The sequence below is a fragment of the Prevotella sp. C0026C3 genome (assembly GCF_056590795.1).
This window is the reverse complement of the sequence record NZ_JBWPWW010000024.1, coordinates 1-22,568: the sequence shown is the minus strand read 5'-3', so window position 1 is coordinate 22,568 and position 22,568 is coordinate 1. Positions and strand designations below refer to the sequence as shown.

The 22,568-nt window shown below is 44.0% G+C and carries 17 protein-coding genes and 1 pseudogene; 12 read left to right on the top strand and 6 right to left on the bottom strand.

The genetic code is table 11. The features are described 5' to 3' along the window. Positions 1-304: 304 nt before the first annotated feature. On the bottom strand, positions 305-1,999 hold the full coding sequence (locus AC1EK4_RS11095) for a putative transporter (protein ID WP_480358272.1): 1,695 nt from the start codon (positions 1,997-1,999) through the stop codon (positions 305-307). Between the two features lie 248 nt (positions 2,000-2,247). On the opposite strand from AC1EK4_RS11095, the gene ileS reads away from it, so the two are divergent. The 6 genes from ileS (at position 2,248) to AC1EK4_RS11065 (ending at position 9,860) form a co-directional block, all read left to right on the top strand. After that, positions 2,248-5,862 carry an isoleucine--tRNA ligase gene (gene ileS, locus AC1EK4_RS11090; RefSeq protein ID WP_480358271.1) on the top strand — a complete coding sequence of 1,205 codons (3,615 nt, stop codon included), beginning with the start codon at positions 2,248-2,250 and terminating at the stop codon, positions 5,860-5,862. Positions 5,863-5,937: 75 nt separating this feature from the next. Beyond that, on the top strand, positions 5,938-6,321 hold the full coding sequence (locus tag AC1EK4_RS11085) for a TraR/DksA family transcriptional regulator (protein ID WP_036899868.1): 384 nt from the start codon (positions 5,938-5,940) through the stop codon (positions 6,319-6,321). Next, positions 6,318-6,989, top strand: coding sequence for a lipoprotein signal peptidase (locus AC1EK4_RS11080; RefSeq protein ID WP_036899870.1), 672 nt, complete (start codon positions 6,318-6,320; stop codon positions 6,987-6,989). The genes AC1EK4_RS11085 and AC1EK4_RS11080 overlap by 4 nt, the downstream gene beginning before the upstream one ends. Continuing rightward, positions 6,970-7,917 carry a DUF4296 domain-containing protein gene (locus AC1EK4_RS11075; RefSeq protein WP_231725579.1) on the top strand — a complete coding sequence of 316 codons (948 nt, stop codon included), beginning with the start codon at positions 6,970-6,972 and terminating at the stop codon, positions 7,915-7,917. The genes AC1EK4_RS11080 and AC1EK4_RS11075 overlap by 20 nt, the downstream gene beginning before the upstream one ends. Beyond that, positions 7,917-8,123 (top strand): hypothetical protein, encoded by a 207-nt coding sequence (locus AC1EK4_RS11070; protein WP_052052986.1) that lies wholly within the window; start codon positions 7,917-7,919, stop codon positions 8,121-8,123. The genes AC1EK4_RS11075 and AC1EK4_RS11070 overlap by 1 nt, the downstream gene beginning before the upstream one ends. Before the next feature lie 87 nt (positions 8,124-8,210). Then, positions 8,211-9,860: a dipeptidase gene (locus AC1EK4_RS11065; RefSeq protein ID WP_480358269.1), complete on the top strand. Its 1,650-nt coding sequence runs from the start codon at positions 8,211-8,213 to the stop codon at positions 9,858-9,860. Between the two features lie 165 nt (positions 9,861-10,025). Here the strand turns inward: AC1EK4_RS11065 and AC1EK4_RS11060 are convergent, their stop codons facing one another. The 3 genes from AC1EK4_RS11060 to AC1EK4_RS11050 form a co-directional block, all read right to left on the bottom strand. Beyond that, complete coding sequence (locus AC1EK4_RS11060) at positions 10,026-10,619, bottom strand: hypothetical protein (RefSeq protein WP_062432575.1); 594 nt, start codon at positions 10,617-10,619, stop codon at positions 10,026-10,028. A gap of 147 nt (positions 10,620-10,766) precedes the next feature. Continuing rightward, positions 10,767-14,333 (bottom strand): pyruvate:ferredoxin (flavodoxin) oxidoreductase, encoded by a 3,567-nt coding sequence (nifJ, locus tag AC1EK4_RS11055; RefSeq protein ID WP_480358267.1) that lies wholly within the window; start codon positions 14,331-14,333, stop codon positions 10,767-10,769. A 46-nt stretch (positions 14,334-14,379) separates the two neighbouring features. Then, positions 14,380-15,567 carry an ATP-binding protein gene (locus tag AC1EK4_RS11050; RefSeq protein WP_036895998.1) on the bottom strand — a complete coding sequence of 396 codons (1,188 nt, stop codon included), beginning with the start codon at positions 15,565-15,567 and terminating at the stop codon, positions 14,380-14,382. Between the two features lie 243 nt (positions 15,568-15,810). On the opposite strand from AC1EK4_RS11050, the gene AC1EK4_RS11045 reads away from it, so the two are divergent. The 3 genes from AC1EK4_RS11045 to AC1EK4_RS11035 all read left to right on the top strand — a co-directional run bounded on the left by AC1EK4_RS11045 (position 15,811) and on the right by AC1EK4_RS11035 (position 17,700). Next, the gene (locus AC1EK4_RS11045; protein WP_480358266.1) at positions 15,811-16,896 is read left to right on the top strand and encodes a hypothetical protein; all 1,086 of its coding nucleotides are present in this window, start codon (positions 15,811-15,813) and stop codon (positions 16,894-16,896) included. Between the two features lie 256 nt (positions 16,897-17,152). After that, positions 17,153-17,404 carry a hypothetical protein gene (locus AC1EK4_RS11040; protein ID WP_036895965.1) on the top strand — a complete coding sequence of 84 codons (252 nt, stop codon included), beginning with the start codon at positions 17,153-17,155 and terminating at the stop codon, positions 17,402-17,404. Continuing rightward, entirely contained in the window at positions 17,401-17,700 is a 300-nt protein-coding gene (locus AC1EK4_RS11035; protein WP_036895963.1) for a hypothetical protein, read from the top strand. The genes AC1EK4_RS11040 and AC1EK4_RS11035 overlap by 4 nt, the downstream gene beginning before the upstream one ends. Before the next feature lie 50 nt (positions 17,701-17,750). Here the strand turns inward: AC1EK4_RS11035 and prmA are convergent, their stop codons facing one another. Further along, positions 17,751-18,608 carry a 50S ribosomal protein L11 methyltransferase gene (gene prmA, locus AC1EK4_RS11030; RefSeq protein WP_480358265.1) on the bottom strand — a complete coding sequence of 286 codons (858 nt, stop codon included), beginning with the start codon at positions 18,606-18,608 and terminating at the stop codon, positions 17,751-17,753. A gap of 143 nt (positions 18,609-18,751) precedes the next feature. On the opposite strand from prmA, the gene AC1EK4_RS11025 reads away from it, so the two are divergent. From AC1EK4_RS11025 to AC1EK4_RS11015, 3 genes are all read left to right on the top strand, one after another. Continuing rightward, entirely contained in the window at positions 18,752-19,711 is a 960-nt protein-coding gene (locus AC1EK4_RS11025) for a hypothetical protein (RefSeq protein WP_480358264.1), read from the top strand. A 59-nt stretch (positions 19,712-19,770) separates the two neighbouring features. Next, entirely contained in the window at positions 19,771-21,351 is a 1,581-nt protein-coding gene (locus AC1EK4_RS11020; RefSeq protein WP_480358262.1) for an OmpP1/FadL family transporter, read from the top strand. A 634-nt stretch (positions 21,352-21,985) separates the two neighbouring features. Further along, the gene (locus AC1EK4_RS11015; RefSeq protein ID WP_009126113.1) at positions 21,986-22,372 is read left to right on the top strand and encodes a hypothetical protein; all 387 of its coding nucleotides are present in this window, start codon (positions 21,986-21,988) and stop codon (positions 22,370-22,372) included. An 11-nt stretch (positions 22,373-22,383) separates the two neighbouring features. Here the strand turns inward: AC1EK4_RS11015 and AC1EK4_RS11010 are convergent. Continuing rightward, a pseudogene (locus tag AC1EK4_RS11010) lies at positions 22,384-22,568 on the bottom strand (hypothetical protein); the annotation flags it as partial.

The following is a 22,568-nucleotide window of genomic DNA, read 5'->3' as shown; positions in this document are numbered from 1 at the left end:
AAATTAAACTTTTCTACTCCAAAGTGTGAATTCTTCAAATACGTTTTATAATTTTGCACTTGCGGGTTGACTCTGCGCGCTCGTTTCCAAATCGTTACCTATTCAGTTTAACAAACAAGGTAACTTGTTTATTTCCAATTAGTTGTATTTTAGAAATCATCTTACAATGTTAAGAGTGTTGGTTAGAAGTGGAAAAAGAGTGGCTTGTATAGTACAAAAATAGTGAGTATAGGAATAGAGGATTTACAAAAGGGGCATGACTTATCACAGTCATGCCCCTTTTGGTAATGCTTTATAGTGGTTGTTATGCCCCGCAGAAGAATAAAACGACTATCTGTGCCGAGAAAATTCTTAGGAACATACTCAACGGATATACCGTACTGTAACCGATGGCTGGTGCCTCTTTGGTACAAGAACTGTTGGCATAAGCCAGTGCGGGTGGGTCGGTGTAGGTTCCGGCAATCATACCCATGATGGTGAAATAATTGAACTTGAACTTCAAGCGAGCTATTGTTCCGACAATCAGGATAGGAATAACAGTAATCAGGAAGCCGGTATAGACGTATTTCAAACCATCGCCTTGAACCACAGTTTCCCAGAATCCGGCTCCCGCTTTGATGCCCACAGAAGCCAAGAATAATACAAGTCCGATTTCGCGGAGCATCATATTGGCCGAAGTAGTAGTATAGGTGACCAGCTTAAACTTATATCCGAAGCGGCCAATGAGGATAGCTATAATCAGCGGACCGCCTGCAATACCTAGTTTTAAAGGCACAGGCATACCGGGAATAGCAAGTGGAATGCTACCAAAGAGGATTCCGACAAGGATTCCGATGAAGATGGTGGCAATGTTAGGTGCGTCAAGACGCTTCACAGAGTTACCCATCATCTCGGCTACACGGTTTACATTCTCCTCCGGACCAACAACCATGATGCGGTCACCAACTTGGAAATGGTGGTTACGACTGGCGAAAAGATCCATGCCTTGACGGGTGATTCGGGTGACATTGACACCGTAAACGCTTGAGAAGTGCATCTTGCCGAGAGTCTTACCATTCATAGATGGACGTGTAACGACAATACGCCTAGAAATCAAAGGTTGCTTCTCGTTGCCGGTTTCCCAAGGAGTATCAATCTCCGGACCAATGAAAGCTTGGATAGCTGCAGCATCTGCTTCGGCGCAAACTACGAGTATCTCGTCGTTCAGACAGAAGATAGTATCGCGTGTAGGAATCGTTACCTGACCGTCGTGGAGCAAGCGTGAGCAAACAATATCTCTGTTTAGGAAATGTGAAATTTCAAGGAGTGAACGTCCACTAATGTATGTATTGGTGACGCGAAGATGCATCTGATAAGGCTTTGCATGAGGGTTTTCGGCCTCTTGCTCATTCAGTTGCTCCTCTTCTTCTTCCAACTTCGTGCGTGTAATGTATCGGATAGCGATGGTAGCACCGATGATTCCGAGTACACCAAGAGGATAGGCGCAGGCATAACCCGATGCAATTTGCGGCACTTGGCCTTTGGCAAATACGCTAGTTAAGGCTTCGTTGGCAGCTCCAAGACCCGGTGTATTGGTTACAGCTCCGTAGAGTGTACCCACCATCATCGGTAGATTGTTGGGGTTGCTAGTATCGAAGAATAGATAGTAGCAAGCAAACATGACGAGTACATCAAGGAAAATCATGGCCGTAGACAGCCCATTCAGTGTGACACCGCCTTTGCGGAAGCTCTCGAAGAAGCCGGGACCGACCTGCAAACCAATGCAGAAGACGAACAGAATCAAGCCAAAGTCTTGAATGAATGTAAGGATGTTTGTAGGAGCAGTGAACCCAACGTGTCCGGCTAAGATACCTGCAAACAGTACGAAAGTGACACCGAGGGAGATACCGCCAATCTTGATTTTACCCAAGAGCACGCCTACTGCGATGACAATCGCGTAGAGTAGGGCGATGTGAGCCACGGAGTCTGTTGTTGTAAATAAATTGATTAACCAATCCATAAGATATTTAAGATTTGACAGCAAAATTACTCTAAAATAGGCAGATAGCAAAATAAACGTAATTGTTTTTCTTTTTCTGATGATTGAAAAAGAATGGGTGTGCAGGTACACCTTATTATTATATTAAAAAACAAAGCTTGTTTTGGCTGTGAAGTTTTTTTTGCTTACCTTTGCGCCCTATATAAAAAGCGCGTTGACGCTTACTTTCTAGATATTTAATTACGCAAAAATAAAATCGTAAAAGCAATATGGGTAAGAAGTTTACCGAGCATAATGGCCTGAATTTAACGCAGACCAATGATGATGTTTTAGCACAGTGGGAGAAGAAAGATATTTTCCATAAATCCATTGATGAGCGTGAGGGATGTCCTCAGTTCGTATTCTTTGAAGGACCACCTTCGGCTAATGGTCATCCGGGTATTCACCATGTGCTTGCTCGCGCCATCAAAGATACGTTCAATCGCTATAAGACCATGAAGGGCTTTCAGGTATATAGAAAGGCCGGATGGGACACACACGGACTCCCGGTAGAGCTCGGTGTGGAGAAAGAATTGGGTATCACGAAGAAAGATATAGACAATAAGGCTTCTGATAAATACATCTCTGTAGAGGACTATAACCATAAATGTCGTGAAAACGTGATGATGTTTACGCAGGAATGGCGCACCTTGACAGAGAAGATGGGGTACTTTGTGGATTTGGATCATCCCTATATTACCTACGATAATAAGTATATCGAGTCTATTTGGTGGCTTCTGAAGCAGATTTACAATAAAGGATTGCTCTATAAGGGCTATACTATTCAGCCGTATTCTCCTGCTGCCGGAACCGGATTAAGCTCGCATGAGTTGAATCAACCGGGATGTTACCGTGATGTAAAAGACACAACGGTGACGGCACAGTTCCTCATCGAAGAACCGAAAGAGGAATGGACGAAGTGGGGTAACCCCTATTTCTTGGCTTGGACGACAACGCCTTGGACGTTGCCTTCGAATACATCGCTCTGCGTTTCGCCCACTATCGACTATGTAGCTATACAGACTTACAATCCATACGATGCTAAACCAATGACCATGATTATGGCCGAGGCACGCGTAAATGCTTACTTGAAGCCGGAAGGCGAGGTGAGCGGTGATGCCGAGTTGCCAGCTTTTGCGCATGGAGATAAGGTCATTCCTTACAAAGTTATTGGTCGTTATAAAGGCGAAGAACTGTTGGGTATCAAGTATGCACAGCTGATGCCGTGGGTAAAACCATGCGAGAAGTTGAACGATCTCTCTGCCCCTTATGTACAGGAGTATGCTCAACAGCATCCCGAAAAGGTATTTACAGGTGAAGATGGACGCGATAAGTTCGTCGAAATGGAAAGCGAAGCCTTCCGTGTAATACCCGGTGACTACGTTACAACAGACGATGGTACGGGTATAGTACATATCGCTAACACTTTCGGAGCAGACGATGCGCGTGTGGCTAATGCCGCTCATGTGCCGGCATTGTATCTCATTAGTAAGAAGGGTGAGACTCGTCCAATGGTTGATTTACAGGGTAAATACTACTTGATGGATGAGTTGGACGCTAATTTCGTGGCTCATTGCGTAAATGTAGAAGCCTATCAGCACCATGCAGGCGACTATGTGAAGAATGCATACGACCCCAAATTCAATCCTAACGGAGTGTGGGATAAGGTGGCAACAGAGAAGTCTGAAGACCTCAATGTCATCATCTGCATGGAGATGAAACAAGAAGGTACGGCCTTTAAGATAGAGAAACACGTGCACAACTATCCCCATTGTTGGCGTACGGACAAGCCTATTCTCTATTATCCATTGGATAGTTGGTTCATCAAAGACACTGCGAAGAAAGAACGTATGGTTGAGTTGAACAACACAATCAATTGGCATCCGGAGTCAACAGGTACCGGTCGCTTTGGCAACTGGCTTGAGAATCTGAACGATTGGAACCTTTCTCGTTCACGTTTCTGGGGTACTCCGCTTCCAATATGGCGTGATGAGAACCGTGGTGAGAAGTGTATCGGCTCATTAGAGGAACTTTACAGCGAGATAGAGAAGAGTGTTGCTGCCGGCGTTATGAAATCTAATCCGATGAAGGATAAGGGATTTGTGCCCGGTGACTATTCTCAAGAGAATTATGATAAGATAGATCTTCACCGTCCATATATTGACTATGTGGTGCTGGTGAACGACGAAGGACAGCCTATGCATCGCGAGATGGACTTGATAGATGTGTGGTTTGATAGTGGGTCTATGCCTTATGCACAGTTGCATTATCCGTTTGAAGGCGAGATGGCATCGGGTACTGAGGCAGACCGTGAAGCCATGGTGAAGAGTCAATATGAGGGCACTGCTATTGCTCCCAAGTTCTTCCCGGCCGAATTTATCAATGAAGGTGTAGACCAAACTCGTGGTTGGTTCTTCACATTACACGCTATCGCGACGATGGTTTTCGACAGTGTTGCTTTCCGAAATGTTGTCTCTTCCGGTCTTGTATTGGATGCTAAGGGCAACAAGATGAGCAAGCATGTGGGGAATGTTGTTGATCCTTTCGAGATGATAAACAAGTATGGAGCAGACGCAGTACGCTTCTATATGCTGACAAACAGCGAACCTTGGGACAACTTGAAGTTCGATGCTACGGGTGTAGACGAGACTCGTCGTAAGTTCTTTGGAACGCTTTACAACAGCTATTCATTCTTTGCGCTGTATGCAAATGTTGATGGTTTCGCCCCCGAAGCAGCGGCTGTTGCCCATGATAAGCGCCCGGAAATCGACCGTTGGATTCTCTCTTGCCTTAATACTTTGATAAAGAAGGTAGGCTATGAACTTGAAGATTACGACCCAACTCGTGCTGGTCGACTCATCGAATCGTTTGTTAACGATGATTTGAGTAACTGGTATGTGCGCCTGAACCGTAAACGTTTCTGGGGAAAAGAGATGGATGAAAACAAGCTAAGTGCTTATCAAACCCTCTATACATGTTTGATGACGGTGAGCAAACTGCTTGCCCCGATGGCTCCCTTCTATGCCGATGAACTGTATCATGACCTTGGTGGTGAGCTTGAAAGTGTGCATTTGGCGCAGTTCCCCGCTGCAGATGAGGCGTTGATAGACTCCGCTTTGGAGGAACGCATGGAGATTTCGCAGAAGATAACATCCATGGTTTTGGCTTTACGTCGTAAAGTTAACATCAAGGTTCGCCAACCGTTACAGCAGATTATGATTCCTGCTGTCGACGAGCAACAGAGAGCTTACATCACGGCTGTGTCCGACTTGATTAAGAACGAAGTAAATGTGAAAGAGCTAAACTTCGTTGAAGGGCAGAGCATGTTGGTGAAGAAGGTGAAGTGTAACTTCCGTGTGATGGGTAAGAAGTTTGGTAAACTCATGAAGGAAGTGGCTGCTCGTATGGACAGTCTCAGCCAAGAAGAGATTGCAGCGTTTGAATCTAACGGCAATATCCAGTTGGCCGTGCAAGATCAGAATGTTGTTGTTGAGGTGGCAGATGTAGAGATTATCAGCGAAGATATACCCGGGTGGCTCGTTGCAAACGAAGGAAATCTGACGGTAGCGTTGGAAGTTGAGCTGACAGACTCATTGCTCAATGAGGGTATGGCACGCGAACTTATCAATCGTATACAGAATCTTCGCAAGTCTTCGGGTTTTGAAATCACAGATAGAATCGTGGTGACTGTTGCGCCGAATAAGCGCTCTGACGCTGCTATTGCTGATTTCTGTGACTATATTAAAGCTCAAGTTTTGGCCGATGAACTCCTGATTGCCGACAATGATGGGTCGGAGATTGAGTTCGAGGAAGACAAGCTGAATATCAAGATAGAACGAAAATAGAAAGTGACTAAGTGGGAGATGGGTTTCAAAAGAACTCGTTTCCCATTTTTTGTTCAACGCAATAATCACATAATTATGGACAAGAAAGTGCGTTATTCTGATGAGGACTTGGCGGAATTCCGCGGTGTCATCAACGATAAATTAAAGTTGGCTCGTCGCGATTACGATGGTATGATGCGACAACTGATGAATCTTGATGGTAATGATGTGGACGATACGTCTCCTACTTATAACAAGATGTTGGAGGAGGGTAGTGCCAATCAGAGCAAAGAAGAGATGATACAGCTGGCTCAACGACAGCAAAAATTTATCAAAGGACTTGAAGCTGCACTCATACGCATAGAGAATAAGACCTATGGTATCGACCGTATGACGGGCGAACTCATACCCAAGGAGCGTCTTCTTATAGTGCCTCATGCAACTCTTAGCGTCGCTTCGAAGAATGCACGCAAGCGATGAATAGACTGAGAGTGCATTTGACTGATGGGCGATTGGCCTTTATCTTGATTCTTGCCATCATTATTATAGATCAGATTATCAAGGTAGAGGTCAAGACAAACATGTGTCTTGGTGAATCCATTCATGTGACCAATTGGTTCTATATCAGTTTTATAGAGAACAATGGTATGGCTTATGGCATGACTTTGGGTAGCAAGTTGGTATTGAGTATCATGCGTATTATAGCTATTGGCTGTATCGGATGGTATATCAATCGGGTTATCAGAGAACGCCATCATACCGGATATGTCATGGTACTTGCTATGATTTTGGCGGGTGCAGCGGGCAATGTCTTCGACTCAATGTTCTACGGTTTGTGTTTCAATGAGTCGTCTCCTTTCGTTGTTTCCCACTTTGTAGACTTTGGTACCGGCTATGCTTCTTTCCTTGAAGGGAAAGTGGTAGACATGTTTTATTTTCCTTTGATAGTCACTACATGGCCTGAATGGGTGCCGTTTTATGGTGGGCAAGAGTTTATTTTCTTCTCGCCGGTGTTTAATTTTGCCGATGCTTGCATCAGCGTCGGAGTCGTTTTATTGCTGATTTTCTACCGTAAAGATTTGGAAGGAATGGGTGATACTTTCAAGAAGTCATTGCCTAAGAAAGTGAATGAACATACAGAATCATAACAGTATTGTCCACACAGCCATGTCATTGCGTATGTTTGGCTTGCTTGTAGTGCTGGGTTTGTTGGTTTTATCTTGCAAGCCCACAGTACCATCAAGCATTATCCAGCCTGATGAGATGGAAGATATTCTGTACGATTATCATTTGGCTGAGGGTATATCTGCATCGCCCGGAGGCGATAGTAAAGCTTTTGTTACCTATCGGGAAGCCGTGTTTAAGAAGCATGGTATCACTTCTGCCGAGTTCGATTCATCCATGGTCTATTACTTGAGACATACCGAGAGTCTGGAAAAAATATACGAATCGCTGTCCAAACGATTGAGTGATGAGTCGGCATCTCTTGGTGGTAGCCAAGGAAGTGGGGCTTATGGGATGCTCTCGGAGAATGGAGATACGGCCAACGTATGGCGTGGTGAGCAATCTATGGTGTTGTCGATGTACGAGCCATTCAATCTTTATACATTTACTCAAGCGGTCGATACGGCTTATCATCAGGGCGATCGCCTCGTATTGGATTTCGATGCTCAATACATATTCCAAGATGGTTCGCGCGATGCTGTGGCTGTTTTGGTGGTGAAATATCAGAATGATAGCATCGTATCACAGGTGGTTCATATCAGCGGTGGAAGCCATCAATCGGCTACAGTTGAGGATGCTGGGAAGCTGGGAATCAAAGAGGTGAAAGGCTACTTCATGCTTAATACGCGCTCAAATATTTCATCGCGGTCTTCTACTACTTTGCGATTGCTGCTCATCAATAATATTCGGTTGATTCGTATGCATGTGAAAGCGGAGCCACAGGTGGTATCTCAAGATAGTACCAAGGTTGCAGGAAAGACGGATACGGTACCTCCGACATCATCATCGATGCCGGATGAACGTCCGAGAAGGGTGCCGCCGGTACGAGTACCTATGGGAGGAGTCCACTAATGCAGGAATTATCGCAGCGCATTAAGCGTATAGCAGTGAATACATTGTTGGTAGACGAGTTCTCTATACACCCTGCTGTGGTGGAGTTACAAGGTAACCGTGTACTCTCATTCCAGCCTTTGACCGAAGAGATTGCCATGACAGAATGGGTGGGAGGTACGTTGCGACTGAAAAAAGAGGGACGTGTGTACAAGGTCAGCATGTAGTCTGCTTATGCTTTTATGGTCTTGACGAAAGGAATCTTGACAATTTATTATATAGCAAATAACAACGTTTTAATGGATATTTTAGATATGGGAAAGAGAAAGATGTCCCTTCTCGTCATGTTGATGATGTCGACATGGGGATTGGCATGTACTAATTTCATTGTTGGAAAGAAAGCCAGTGTGGATGGTAGTGTGATGTGTACATACAATGCCGACGACTATGGTATGTTTATAGGACTATGCCATTATCCTGCCGGATTGCACGCTAAAGGTGAGATGCGTAAGATTTATGACTGGGATTCAAAGGTATATCATGGTGAGATACCGGAAGCGCCAGTTACTTATAATGTCATTGGTAACATCAACGAGTTCCAAGTTTCCATTGGAGAAACTACTTATGGAGGTCGTGAAGAAATGGTCGATACCACCGGTATTATCGACTATGGTTCGCTTATTTATCTTGGATTGCAACGTTCGCGTACGGCTCGTGAGGCTATACAGGTGATGACTAAGCTTGCCGAAACCTATGGTTATAACAGCGAGGGTGAGACGTTTACCATCTGCGATCCCAACGAAGCGTGGATAATGGAGATGATGGGAAAAGGTCCGGGTAGCAAGTCTGTGGTCTGGGTTGCCCAGCGTATACCCGACGATGCTATCTGTGCGCATGCCAATCAGAGTCGTATTGGCAAGTTTGACATGAAAGATAAGGCCAACGTGATGTACAGTAAGGACGTTGTTTCGTTTGCTATTTCTAAAGGTTGGTATAGTGGTAAAAAGGCCGACTTCTCTTGGAAAGAGGCTTATGCCAAGCCCGATTTCTCCGGACGTCGCTTTTGTGACGCTCGTGTATGGTCGTTCTTCAACCGCTTCAAGGCTGGTTTTGAGCGCTATTTGCCATGGGCTGAGGGGAAAGAGCCCAATGCAGAGGATATGCCATTGTGGATTATCCCCGATAAAAAATTGAGTCTGCAAGATGTTGAGATGGCCATGCGTGACCATTATGAGGGGACTCCTTTGGCTACCGACAGTGCGGATATGGGCAGCGGTATTTGGCAAATGCCATATCGCCCAACGCCGTTGATGTTCAAGGTTGATGGTAAGGAGTATTTCAATGAGCGTCCGGTGAGCACACAACAGACAGGCTTCTCGTATGTAGCACAGTTGCGTGGATGGTTGCCAAGGGAAATTGGCGGTATTCTTTGGTTTGGTAACGACGACGGCAATATGGTGGCATATACACCTATTTATTGCGGTAATAAGATACAACCTAACTGTTATAATACGCCCGGCGCCGATGCTGTGACATTCTCAATGGATAATGCTTACTGGGTATGTAACTGGGTTAGCAACATGGTATATCCTCGCTACAGCCAAATGTTCCCCGAACTGAAGGCTGTACGTGATAGTCTTGAGCAGTCGTATGTGGCAGCACAGAAGGGTGTGGAAGACAAGGCTATGCAGCTTTATACATCGGATAAGGCGGCAGCAGTGAAGTATCTCAATGATTATAGTAACCAGCAGGCAGAGCAGATGTTGGCACGTTGGAAACAATTGGCTATGTATCTCATCGTGAAATACAACGATATGACGGTGAAACCTACCGATGCCAATGGTCGATTCAAGCGTACCGCTACAGGACTCGGAGCTCGCGTCGTGCGTACAGGATACCCCGATGCATTTGCGAAAAAGCTGGTTCAATCTACCGGAGATAAGTTTGAAGTACCTCGAAAGTAATTTATTGGATTTGTTGCAGAGGTTTGTCAGCATTGTTGTTGAGCCTTTGCAGCATTGCTGTTTGGCTTTCGCAGAGATGTTGCGAAATATCTGCAGTAATCTCATACAAAATGAAAAAGGATGACCATCAGGCCATCCTTTTTTATTATAATATTTGGTTTGAAATTACAAACCAAGTTTCTTCATAGCATCGCCAGCTGCTTTTGAAGCGGCTTCGCCAGCTTTTTGTTTAGCAGTTTCCTTTGCTGATTCAACGGTTTCGTTGGCCTTTGTCTTAGCAGCTTCTTTGGCTGCGTCTACCGTTTTGGCTGCATCTGCTGCGCCGGCTTTAGCTGCATTGACAGCATCATCAGCTGTTGCGGCAACGTCGGTAGGCAGATTCTTAATACCAGTGATAAGTGTATTCACCGTAGCATTGTCTCCAACGACGCTCTTGATTTGGTCAGCGTGCTCTGTAACGAACTGTTTAACGGTCTCAGCATATTTCTTAGCCTCTTCTAAGTTGCCGGATTTAACGAGTTCAGCATACTTAGCCTTTAAGTCGGTAAGTGTCTGTGTTAGGTCTTTACCGTTCTTTTCGGTGAGTTGGGTGTTCAATAAGCTAATGACATCTTGAGCTGATTTAACAGCGGTTGCGGCTGTATCAACAGCAGCTGCTACTGAATCTGAATCAACAACTTGTGATGCACTCTTGGTCTGATTGCCACAGCTAGCCAATGTCAAGGCTACAGCTATGGCTGCAAAAAAGATTTTTTTCATTGCGTTCTCTAATTTAATTGATTAATAAATTGCTACAAATATAGGCCATTTTTAGATGCGTTGCACTTTCTTTGAGTTAATAATAACAAAAAAGAGAGCTGTAAAATGATTTACAGCCCTCTTTGATAGTTATTTTATCTGAATTGCTTAAATGGTTTCAGACCAATCTTCCTTCGTCTTACGAACGTAGCTCTGGTAGCGTAGCTTAGCCATTTGCTCGGCAGCAGCAAACAATTCTTCTGCCTCATTAGGATAAGCTTTCTGTACAGAAAGGTAGCGTACCTCGCCTAAGAGGAAGTCGCGGAACTTGCTCCAGTCAGGCTCTTTAGAGTCGAGTGAGAACGGGTTCTTTCCTTCTTCAGCCAATTGAGGATTGTAACGCCACAAGTGCCAGTAGCCACTTTCAACTGCGCGACCCTCTTCGGCTTGGCTCTTGCCCATACCACCCTTAGCTTTCAAGCCGTGGTTGATACAAGGAGCGTAAGCGATAACCAATGATGGTCCGGGATAAGCTTCAGCTTCGCGGATGGCCTTCAAGGTCTGTGCTTGGTCTGCACCCATTGCAATCTGAGCTACATATACGTATCCGTAGGTTGTTGCCATGAGTCCGAGATCCTTCTTACGGATTCTCTTACCTTGAGCAGCAAACTGTGCGATAGCACCCAGAGGAGTCGATTTAGATGACTGACCACCGGTGTTAGAGTAAACCTCTGTATCCAATACGAGGATATTTACGTCTTCACCAGAAGCAATTACGTGGTCGAGACCACCGTAACCAATGTCGTATGAAGCACCGTCACCACCGATAATCCACTGTGAACGCTTCACCAAATAGTGGTCAAGTGTCTTCAACTCAGCGCATGTGGGGCATCCGTTGGCAGCACCTTCAGCAATCATTGGCTTCAACTTTGCAGTAGCTTCTTTAGAAGCAGCGGCATCGTCCTTACCGTCAATCCATGCTTGAGCAGCCTCTTTGAACTCTGCTGGAGTATCGTCTTTAGCAATAAGCTCATTCAACAGCAGTGTGATGCGCTCTTTCATCTTCTTGTTTCCGAGTGCCATACCCATACCGAACTCGCAGAAGTCTTCGAACAATGAGTTGTCGAAAGCAGGACCTTGTCCGTTTTCATTAGTGGTATAAGGAGTAGAAGGCAAAGAAGCTGAGTAGATAGAAGAACATCCTGTAGCGTTGGCAATCATCTCTCTGTCGCCAAAGAGCTGAGAAATCAACTTCACATAAGGAGTCTCACCACAACCGGCACAAGCACCTGAGAACTCAAACAAGGGTTGAGCGAACTGTGAATTCTTCACATTGCTCTGTACATCTATCATGTGTTGCTTGCTCTTTACGTTCTTTGCGAGGTAGTTCCAGTTGTCAATCTGCTTCTGTTCGTGTGTGAATGGAACCATAGCAAGAGCCTTACCCTGCTTGTTACCGGGACAAACGTCAGCACAGTTACCACAACCTACACAGTCGAGTGTGCTTACCTGAATGCGGAAGTGCATACCTGCCATAGGCTTTGGAACCTTCATTTCGAGTGTCTTATCGTCGAAGCCCTTCAGCTCTTCTTCGTCGAGAACAAACGGACGGATACATGCGTGAGGACAAACATAGGCACACTTGTTACACTGGATACAGTTTTCGGCAGTCCACTCTGGGTGGAATGCTTCAACACCGCGCTTCTCGAATGCAGAAGAACCATTTGTCATGGTACCGTCAACCATGTCGTATTTAACGAAATCTGAAACCTTCAAGAGGTCGCCTACTTGTCCGTTGATAGGACGAACAATCTCCTTGATGTATGCGGGAGCATTGTCTGTAGTGTCTTCAGCGTCGTCTGCGAGGTTAGCCCAAGCTGGGTCAACAGCCAATTGCTTGTATTCACCACCACGATCTACGGCAGCGTAGTTCTTCTCAACGACATCTTGTCCCTTTGTTCCGTATGACTTCACGATGAATTTCTTCATCTGTTCTACAGCCAAATCAACAGGGATAACCTCTGTGATACGGAAGAATGCACTTTGGAGGATAGTGTTGGTACGGTTACCCAGACCAATTTCCTGTGCAATCTTCGTAGCGTTGATATAGTAAACAGTGATGTTATTCTGTGCGAAGTAACGCTTAATCTTGTTAGGAATGAAGTTAGCAAGTTCTTCACCTTCGAAGATTGTGTTCAAAAGGAATGTTCCGTTCTTCTGCAAACCGCGGATAACATCGTACATTCTCAAGTAAGCCTGAACGTGACAAGCCACGAAGTTAGGTGTATTTACCTGATAAGTAGAGTGGATTGGAGAATCTCCGAAGCGCAAGTGAGAGCATGTGAAGCCTCCAGACTTCTTAGAGTCGTAAGAGAAGTAAGCCTGACAATGCTTGTCGGTGTTATCACCAATGATCTTCACAGAGTTCTTATTAGCACCTACAGTACCATCGGCTCCAAGTCCATAGAACTTAGCTTCAAACATACCTTCGCCACCCATAGGAATCTCTTCAATCAAAGGAAGCGATGTAAAGGTAACATCATCAACGATACCTACGGTGAAATGATCCTTAGGCTCAGCTAATTCGAGGTTGTTGAATACAGAGATAATGTGAGCAGGAGTGGTATCTGAAGACCCCAAACCATAGCGACCACCAACGATCAGAGGCTTGTTTTCTACATCATAGAATGCACTCTTTACGTCCAGATACAATGGTTCTCCTTCAGCTCCCGGCTCTTTGGTACGGTCAAGAACAGCAATGCGCTTAACAGTCTCAGGCACAGCAGCGAGCAAATGCTTAACAGAGAATGGACGATAGAGGTGTACTGAAATCATACCCACCTTCTTTCCTTGCTTCATCTGATAGTCGATAGCCTCGCGAGCAGCCTCAGTTGCAGAACCCATCAAGATGATAATGTTCTCAGCATCCTTTGCTCCATAGTAGTTAAAGAGGTGGTATTCACGACCGGTAATATCTGAAATCTTAACCAAATAGTCTTCTATTACTTCGGGAATGTTTTCATAATACTGGTTGCAAGCTTCACGATGAGTGAAGAAAGTCTCTGGATTTTCAGCGGTACCACGTGTTACTGGGCGCTCAGGAGAGAGTGCACGGTCGCGGAAACGCTTGATATCTTCTGGGTCAAGGAGCTTAGCTACCTCGTCTTGATCGATTTGTTCAATCTTGTGATACTCGTGAGATGTGCGGAAACCATCAAAGAAATTGATGAAAGGAATGCTTGTCTTCAGAGTCGCAAGATGAGGAACTGCGGTCAAATCCATCACTTCTTGAACTGATCCGGAGCAGAACATAGCGAAGCCAGTCTGCCTACAAGCCATGACATCTGAATGGTCTCCGAAGATACAGAGAGAGTGTGTAGCGATTGTACGAGCTGATACGTCGAATACACAAGGTAACATCTCGCCCGCAATCTTGTACATATTAGGAATCATCAACAGCAAACCTTGAGATGCAGTGAATGTTGTTGTCAACGCACCTGCTTGTAGAGAACCGTGCAAAGCACCGGCTGCACCACCCTCAGATTGCATTTCCTGAACTGTCACCGTTTGACCGAACAGATTCTTACGACCCTTGGCTGCCCAAGTATCTACGTGTTCTGCCATCGGAGATGATGGTGTGATAGGGTAGATCGCTGCTACTTCTGAGAACATGTAGCTCACATGAGCGGCTGCTTCGTTACCATCACAAGTGATAAACTTTTTTTCTTTAGCCATTTTATTGCAGATAAAATATTAATGAATTGTTTTTGTATATATTTACTTAATACAGAAAACCCAATAGCCATAAAGGTATTCTGTTGTCTTTTCCTATTTCAGTATTGTAGCGCGCATAGAATGTATCAGGGTTGTATCTTACCTTATGTTCGCTCTTAGCGTCGCATACTCTAAACTTTAAATCGTTGTCTACGATGAAGTGTTGGTTCTTGCTCCCTTGGTTTACGAGGTGATCTTTCCACAATGCATTCACAAAGAAAGTCTCCATCATGTCCTGCTGGTTTACCTTAATAGGATAGATGGCATGCATGAGATTAGAATTGTGGAGCATCACCTTCGACGGTTTTTTGGGGAAATCTTGCCCCACTGGATAGATGATATTGATGAGTCGAGCGTCTGCCAAATACTTGATGTAGTTCATGACAGTGGCTCTACTGGTGTTGATTTCTTCTGCGAGATTGCTGATGTTGGGCGCTTTTGAACCATCAAGTGCTAATAGATAGAACAGTTTCTTTATCTTTGTGAGGTATTTAAGTTCTATCTGTTTAATCAAGAGAATATCCACTTCCGTCATCATATTCATGGTCTTGAGCAGATTTTCCGAGAAATTTCTGTTCTCAAGGAAGAATGGATAGAAGCCATGATGCAAATAATCGGGGAAGAATTTCATCGGACTCACCTTTGGCAGAATCTCTTTGACGATGTGCTCGTGATTCTCCAAGATGTCGGACAAGGTATAGGGAGTGAATGAATTACCCGTTAATAGGTTGATATATTCACGAAACGAGAATCCACGCAGATTGTAACTTTTTACTATACCATTAAGTTCAGGATTTTCCTCCTTTAATCTCATGACACTACTACCTGTAAAGATAATCTTGAGTGCGGGATAATTGTCGTAGCATTTTTTGAGTTCCGAACTCCAATTTGGCTGCTTAAAGACTTGGTCTATCAGTAAAACCCTACCTCCTCTGTCTATGAAATCACCTGCAAAATCGGCAATCCCTCTACCTTGGAAGTAGAAATTGTTCATGTTGATATACAAGCATTGACGGTCGTCTAACTCGAAATGGTCTTTCGCATATTGCAAAAGGAAAGTTGTCTTCCCTACACCACGCATCCCTTTGATACCAATCATACGGTCGGACCAGTCTATTTCGTCCATCAAAGTGCGATGCACCGGGGCGTTCGTATGTTCTACCAAATATTTATGCGTGCTGAAGAAAGCTTCCATATTTGCCTTGTCAGTTCTTGTATCTATATTCTGTGCAAAGATAATCAATATTTCCAAATTTGCAAACTCTAGATAGCAAAATATGCTAAATGCGCGAAAATAATATATCGTATAAAAGAGGTGGCAAAATCGTTGCGGCGAATTGAAATCAAGGAAAAAATATTTTGAAGTTGAAATGTGGTTCTAAATGCTATTCCTTCGACGGAATATTACTACTTTTGCACTGCTTTTTCTGAATACAAGATGAAATTACATATATTTAATCCCGAACACGATTTGGCTCTAGCAGCTAATATCCCAAACTTTACCGCACCCCATGCAGCTCGCCAACTCCGTGCCGATTTAGACTTCTTGCCGGCTCTGTGGGCTGCCGATGGCGACTTGGTATTGGTGGAAGATGTTGATTCTGTAATGCGCCGCACGCGCCATTTACGTCGCTATATGGCCGAGGTGGAGTTTGTTACGCCCCAAATACTGGGCTCTCAAACCTCAGGTCAAGTGGATATTCAACCTTGGGGACAAGATATAGCGCTTAATTATCAGCTGCAACAGATGAATCCGATGCTTGCCAACAGTGTTTTGTCCGACTTTCAACTGGGGCAACAACGACAAATCAGCGGGCGCCCATGGGCGGCTAAACATTTGTTACCGATATTGGCGGAGTATGGTGGTACGGTAGGTAAGTCGTGGATAGTGACGAATATGGAGAGTCTGCGTGGAGTTGTAGACGGTGGTGGTGACTTTGTGTTGAAAGCGCCTTGGAGCAGTAGCGGGCGCGGAAATCGCTATTGGTTGTCCGACCGTGAGGTAGATAATCACTTGTTGGGATGGTGCGATAACATTATCCGAAAGCAGCATGCCTTAATGGTTGAGCCGCTTTACAATAAGGTTTTGGATTTCGGGGCAGAATTTTATGCATCGGGTAATGGCTGTGTCGAATATCTCGGTTTGAGCATGTTCCGTACTGTGCATGGCGTGTATCGTGGCAATTTGCTCATGTCTGAGAGGCAGAAAGAAGAAGTGTTGGAAAGTTATATATCTGCCGACTTGATGTCGAAAGTGCGAAATAGAATAGCGTTGTTAATGGGTGAATTACTCGGTAATACCTATATAGGGCCGTTCGGAGTAGATATGATGGTGGTAAGCGGGGCGAAGAAGGGCAAGCCTTTCGATGAATTCTTGTTGCATCCAATGGTAGAACTCAATCTGAGACGCACCATGGGGCACGTAGCTTTGAGTCTGTCTGAGCATCTAAATCATGAAGAAAAACGTGTCATGGTGATAGATTATTCCGACCGTTATTGCTTGCATGTGGTCAAAACACATTGATATTTTCTTCCTGACTTCTTATTCTTTATTTCTCATTCCTTATTCCTTGGTTTGCTGCAAGGGCTTGGCAATTTTGCTGCATAGGCCGAACAGCATTGCTGAAAAGGCTATACAGTAAGTTTGCTGCTACTTGGCAGCAAATTGATTGCTTCATAAGTCAGTTGACGAATAGGTACATCTAGATAGAATTATTACCACTTTTTTGTATATATCATATATATGTTATATATTTGTGGTGGCTTAAATAGATAGAATTATGGCAACAACTGCATTACAACCAAAGAGAAAAATTATAGATCTTAGCGGTGAAACTTTTCGTTCACTGTCTGTTATGGCAGCCAATAGGGGTACGAATCTAAAAAACTTTATTGAAGGATTGCTTGATAAAGTTGCCGAAGAATATGACGAAAATAAGCAATACGCTTGGCTTGCAGAAAATGTTCCAGAAGGCAAGGAAATGTTAGATGAAGAAGAACAGGCTGATTTTGAGAAGTGGTTGGGTATATGAAAGTAAAGTATTCTAAAGCTTTTGAAAAGTCAGCGAGGTTATTATCAGGTAAAAGTTTGAAGAGTCTATCAAGCATGCTTGCAGAGGTTAAGCATGCAGAGAGTCTTTCTGATATAACCGACAGTATCAAACTAACTAATTTCAAGAATACATACCGAATCCGTATCGGCAGTTACAGAGCTTTCTTCACTTGCCATATAGAAGTGGTTGATGATGTTGTGTACTTTGAATATCTAGTATCTCGTGGGCAAGCATATTCCAAAGAGATGGAAAAGAAATTAAAAGCAAAGGATTAGAATTTAGAGCTCTATAACGTGTCCCGCAACTATATCCCCTTGCTTATGTCTTAATTTCCAAATACCAAACAACACCAATTGTCCTTATCTGTTGTAGATAGGAGCTCCAAATCGTTTTCTTTAGCTTTCTGTATTAGTACTTCTGTGTCTTCAGTGTAGAAACCGCTCAAGATGAGTTTAGCATTACTGCCCATCACATCTTTGAAGTTGTGCATATCGTCAAGCAAAATGTTACGGTTGATGTTGGCTAATACGATGTCGAAAACGCCACAAACATGCGATAAAACACTTGAGTTACCTTGTAGGACAGTTAGATTTTCCACTCCGTTCAACTTCGCGTTGTGCTCTGTGTTCTTTGCACTCCATTCGTCAATATCATATCCTACGATTTCGCGCGCACCTAGTTTGGCAGCAACGATACCTAAGATGCCTGTGCCACAACCGCAGTCTAGCACGCGCTTCTGCGATAAATCCAACTGTAGGAGTTGTGAAACAATCATCTGTGTAGTTTGGTGTGTGCCCGAACCGAAAGCTTGTATCGGTTCAATGCCAATTTCCATTTCTGTCAGCTTTGGTGCTTCTGTGGTGTGTTTGGCATCGTATATCGTAATTTTGTCATCAACGCTGATGGGTGAAAAGCCTTGGTCTTCCCATTCCTGATTCCAATTTTTATCTTCAACTTTCTCTACGGTGTAAGCGATATGAGCTCCTTCCAGTGACAATTGGTCAATTTGTTGCTTGACGATTTCGTCATGGAACAGGTCTTCTTGAATATATCCGTTGATACCGTTTTCTGTGTCTTCAAAGGCTTCAAAGCCTATTTCGCCCATCGAATCGGCAAGAAGTTCGCTAGCAGTTTGTTTTAGTTCGCCTGCAGTGATATTGAATTTAACGATTATATATTTCACGTTGTGGTTTAATTTGTGTGCAAATATATAAAAAATAGGGAAAAACCTATCATGAGATAGGGAATTTCCTTATATTTGCATATAAAATAATAGATACTTTTGTATTAGTAAAAAGCGAAATATAACTAAAAAGGAGCATCAATATGAAAAAGTTATTTTTTGTTTCAATTTTAGCTTCGTTCTTGCCATTATCACTGATGGCGCAGGATGACGACCTCTACTTCACTGCGAAGAAGAGTGCTGAAACAACCGATACTTACCCCAAGACCGACAATAAAAATGCCTACTATGTAGGCAGTAAGCGCGATGTTGATGAGTATAATCGGCATGGTAAGTCGTGGAGTCTGTATCAGAAGGTTGGTGAAGACGGGAAAGGTAATGATATTATCCAATTCCAAAAGGGCAATGGAGTTTATCCCGATTCTACGTATATTGATACGACTTTCGTAGGTAAATATTACGACACCATTGTAGATGATGACGATTATGCCTATACACGTCGTATGTCTAGGTGGGATGGATACTATGGTTGGTATTCTCCATGGTACTATAGCAGCTGGGGATATGGCCCTTGGTATGGTGCTTATGGTCCTTGGCGCAGTGCATGGGGATGGTACGACCCTTGGTATTCGTCTTATTATTATGGTGGATGGGGATGGTATGATCCTTGGTACTATGGCGGTATGTATGCCGGATGGGGCTATCCTTACCGTGGCTATTGGGGCTACTGGGACTATCCCGGCTATAGAGGTGTGTATGCGGTAGGCCGTCCGAGCAACGGCGTACGCAATTATAGTTTCCCTAATCATGGTGGAGCTACGGCATCTTCTCGCAATGGTGTGCGCACTTATTCGCGTAACAATGCTTCCGGACGTGCCATCTCGCCAAATCGTTCTAGCTCGAATAGTAACTTCGGACAGCGTTCGTTTGGTTCACGTAGCTACACTCCGCGTATGGATAGTGGTATGTCTAGAGGCGGCGGCTCGTTCTCTGGTGGCGGTAGCTTCGGTGGTGGAGCACGCTCAGGTGGTGGCTCGTTCTCTGGTGGAGGAAACTTTGGTGGCGGCAACTTCGGCGGTGGTGGTCATTTCGGACATCGTTAAAGCTACGTCGCTCAATAAATATAGTATTAGCTTAAATAAAGAAACAGCTTGTAACAATCATGAATATTAAATATTACTCATTGGCTGCGATGCTATCATTGTCGTTGCCGATATTAGCACAAGAAACCTATCAAGATACAAAGTTGATAGATAATGATTTGAATGGGACTGCTCGTTATGTTGGTATGGGTGGTGCGATGGAAGCTTTAGGAGCTGATATTTCCACCATCAGTACAAACCCTGCTGGTCTAGGATTATTCCGTCGTAGTCAGCTTTTGATTTCCGGTGGCTTGGTAAGTCAGCAAGATGCCAAGACGAGTTTGCCTCGCGATAATTTCCGTTTCGATGGTAAGAAGACCAATATGAGTTTCGATCAGCTAGGTTTTGTGTGGTCGAACCGTTATGGTCGTAAGTCGTTTGTGAACGTAGGTTTCAACTATCATAAGAGTCGTAACTTCGATCAGATTCTCTCGGCGATGAATACGCTGACCAATGCATCGCAGAATAAGAACACAGCACGTAAATATGACTATGGTAAAGAACTGAAGTCTAAGTACGGACAAGATGTTGCCAACATGATATGGAACGGTGTGGATGCTGGTTATGCTCAAATGTTGCCTTATGATAAAACCAATGATGTCTATGGTTACTACAATGCTACTGGTTTCATGTTTGGCCAATATCAGAAAGGCTATATCGGCGAATACGACTTCAATATCAGTGGAAATATCAACGACCGTGTATATCTTGGCTTGACACTTGGCTATCACGACGTGCATTACCGTACAAATAGTTTCTACACAGAAGACTTGGCTACGACCGATAAAGCGATAGCCAACACGTGGGAAAGCCTTAAAATAACAGGCTCAGGCTTTGATATTAAATTCGGTGGAATCTTCCGTCCGGTGGCTGATTCACCTTTTAGAGTAGGCGTATACATCAATACTCCCATCTTCTACGACTTGGATATGACAACTAATACACAGATGGAGATGGGTACACCTGATAACAATATGTCGGCCAACCATAGCTCTTCTTATAGTTACAAACTGTACACGCCATGGAAGTTTGGCTTGAGTTTAGGTCATACGGTAGGTAACTATTTGGCTCTAGGTGCCACTTATGAATATGCAGACTATGGAACCATCAATAACAGATTGAACACCGGCTCTTATTACGATGAATGGAGTACCTACGAAACAACGAGCAAAGATGCAGAGATGAATGCTCATACCAGTTCTGCTTTGAAGGGCGTTTCTACGTTGAAGTTGGGTGTTGAGTTCAAGCCGGTAAAAGATTGGGCTGTTCGTGTAGGTTATAACTATCTGTCACCGATGTTCAATAAGAAAGCTGTACGCGATGGTTCGGTTATTTCTCCGGGTACAATGAATGCTTCATCTACAGATTATACCAACTGGAAATCGACCAACCGGTTTACTTGTGGTGTAGGTTATACAGTGAAGAAGTTCAATATAGACTTGGCTTATCAGTATAGTGCACAGAGTGGTGATTTCTATCCATTCATGCCGTATTACTATAATGCAGACGAGAGTGCGCATCCTGAGAACAATGTTGCCGATGCGACAAAAGTTAACTTCAAGCGCCATCAGTTGCTTCTGACTTTGGGTTATCGCTTCTAAAGAGACACTCGTAGAGTTGGAACTGACTTAAAATAGAAAATTAGTTTTTTTAGTGGTTAATTTAGTTTTAGTAAGTATGTGAGAGACTTGTCGCGAGACAGGTCTCTTTTCGTTTGAAATAAGTAAGACTATATTTGCATTCTTGGGTCTTTTTTTAGTATATTTGCAATACGAAGTTACGAAAAGAGTGTAATTTATTGGAAATGAGCGTAGGTTAATTGCTCTTGATAGTAATAGGTTACGATTTAGTTAGTTATCTACTGCATTATCCTTCTGCGCGTTGCGTAACCTTCAAAGAACTCTTCGTATGCAAAAGTAGCTATTTAATTCGAGATTTTGATATAAACTCCCGTTTTTTATCCCCTCATTCATAAGAATTTTCCGTAAAAGCGGTATTGTCCGTCGGCACACCATTGCCCAAAACGAGTTTGGAACAAACGTGTGCCGACTACCGCATAGCTGGAGAAAAGGGCATTGCCTCACGCCTAAACGATGTTTAGACAGATGAAGCAATGCCCCTTTCTTTTGCGCCTATGCCAAGAGGTGCTTTTACGGGTTTTCAAATGATTTTTCTTTTTTCGCTGTCTCTTTTGCCGGAAGCGGAAAGTGAATGCAGAGTGTGTCAGCCTGCCCCATGAATGAAACAGGCGCCCACACACAGCCGGACAAACCGGGAAGAATGATTGTTGCCACCCGGCTGAACAAGTTCCGTCGGATCGGAAACAATCATACTTCCTTTGTTGTGGTTTGCCCTTTTCACGCTTCCGGTGATGTCTTTTTCCTTTTGGTGATTCTTTTTTTTACGGATTTTCCCCTGAAGTTTTTTTCTACACAATCTGCCTCTGTTTTCGTTTACCTCCATTTTGCGCCTTTCAGTAAGCCGCATCAGTCAGTCATTTTCGTTCTGGGCGCAAAGGTAATTCCGGGATTGGACGGGAAAGCAAGGTCAAGCCTCCTGTTTTCGGTAAAAATCTCCAGCCCTGCGGGTAGTATTTTGACCGAAAAACCTTGCATTCCCTAATCCCTACCTTTTCAAGCACCCGAAACGAAAACGACCGATGCGACAGAAAGACGCATAAAAAAAATGTCGGATAAACGAGAGGCAGATAAGATAGTTTGAAACTCAACTCCCTCAGCTCTTGGAAAAGCCACACTAATTTGACCCACGCTGGCAAGTATTTTAGACCCAGTAAGGTTAAAATAATGAGACCCACCTC

Excerpts from the sequence above, each read along its gene's own strand:
- AC1EK4_RS11040 (WP_036895965.1), top strand. The coding sequence starts at position 17,153 with ATGGCAACAACTGCATTACAACCAAAGAGAAAAATTATAGATCTTAGC.
- AC1EK4_RS11025 (WP_480358264.1), top strand. The coding sequence starts at position 18,752 with ATGAAAAAGTTATTTTTTGTTTCAATTTTAGCTTCGTTCTTGCCATTA.
- AC1EK4_RS11070 (WP_052052986.1), top strand. The coding sequence starts at position 7,917 with ATGCAGGAATTATCGCAGCGCATTAAGCGTATAGCAGTGAATACATTG.
- AC1EK4_RS11095 (WP_480358272.1), bottom strand. The coding sequence starts at position 1,999 with ATGGATTGGTTAATCAATTTATTTACAACAACAGACTCCGTGGCTCAC.
- AC1EK4_RS11035 (WP_036895963.1), top strand. The coding sequence starts at position 17,401 with ATGAAAGTAAAGTATTCTAAAGCTTTTGAAAAGTCAGCGAGGTTATTA.
- ileS (WP_480358271.1), top strand. The coding sequence starts at position 2,248 with ATGGGTAAGAAGTTTACCGAGCATAATGGCCTGAATTTAACGCAGACC.
- nifJ (WP_480358267.1), bottom strand. The coding sequence starts at position 14,333 with ATGGCTAAAGAAAAAAAGTTTATCACTTGTGATGGTAACGAAGCAGCC.
- AC1EK4_RS11015 (WP_009126113.1), top strand. The coding sequence starts at position 21,986 with ATGAATGAAACAGGCGCCCACACACAGCCGGACAAACCGGGAAGAATG.
- AC1EK4_RS11045 (WP_480358266.1), top strand. The coding sequence starts at position 15,811 with ATGAAATTACATATATTTAATCCCGAACACGATTTGGCTCTAGCAGCT.
- AC1EK4_RS11075 (WP_231725579.1), top strand. The coding sequence starts at position 6,970 with ATGAACATACAGAATCATAACAGTATTGTCCACACAGCCATGTCATTG.
- AC1EK4_RS11060 (WP_062432575.1), bottom strand. The coding sequence starts at position 10,619 with ATGAAAAAAATCTTTTTTGCAGCCATAGCTGTAGCCTTGACATTGGCT.
- AC1EK4_RS11065 (WP_480358269.1), top strand. The coding sequence starts at position 8,211 with ATGGGAAAGAGAAAGATGTCCCTTCTCGTCATGTTGATGATGTCGACA.
- AC1EK4_RS11050 (WP_036895998.1), bottom strand. The coding sequence starts at position 15,567 with ATGGAAGCTTTCTTCAGCACGCATAAATATTTGGTAGAACATACGAAC.
- AC1EK4_RS11085 (WP_036899868.1), top strand. The coding sequence starts at position 5,938 with ATGGACAAGAAAGTGCGTTATTCTGATGAGGACTTGGCGGAATTCCGC.
- AC1EK4_RS11080 (WP_036899870.1), top strand. The coding sequence starts at position 6,318 with ATGAATAGACTGAGAGTGCATTTGACTGATGGGCGATTGGCCTTTATC.
- AC1EK4_RS11020 (WP_480358262.1), top strand. The coding sequence starts at position 19,771 with ATGAATATTAAATATTACTCATTGGCTGCGATGCTATCATTGTCGTTG.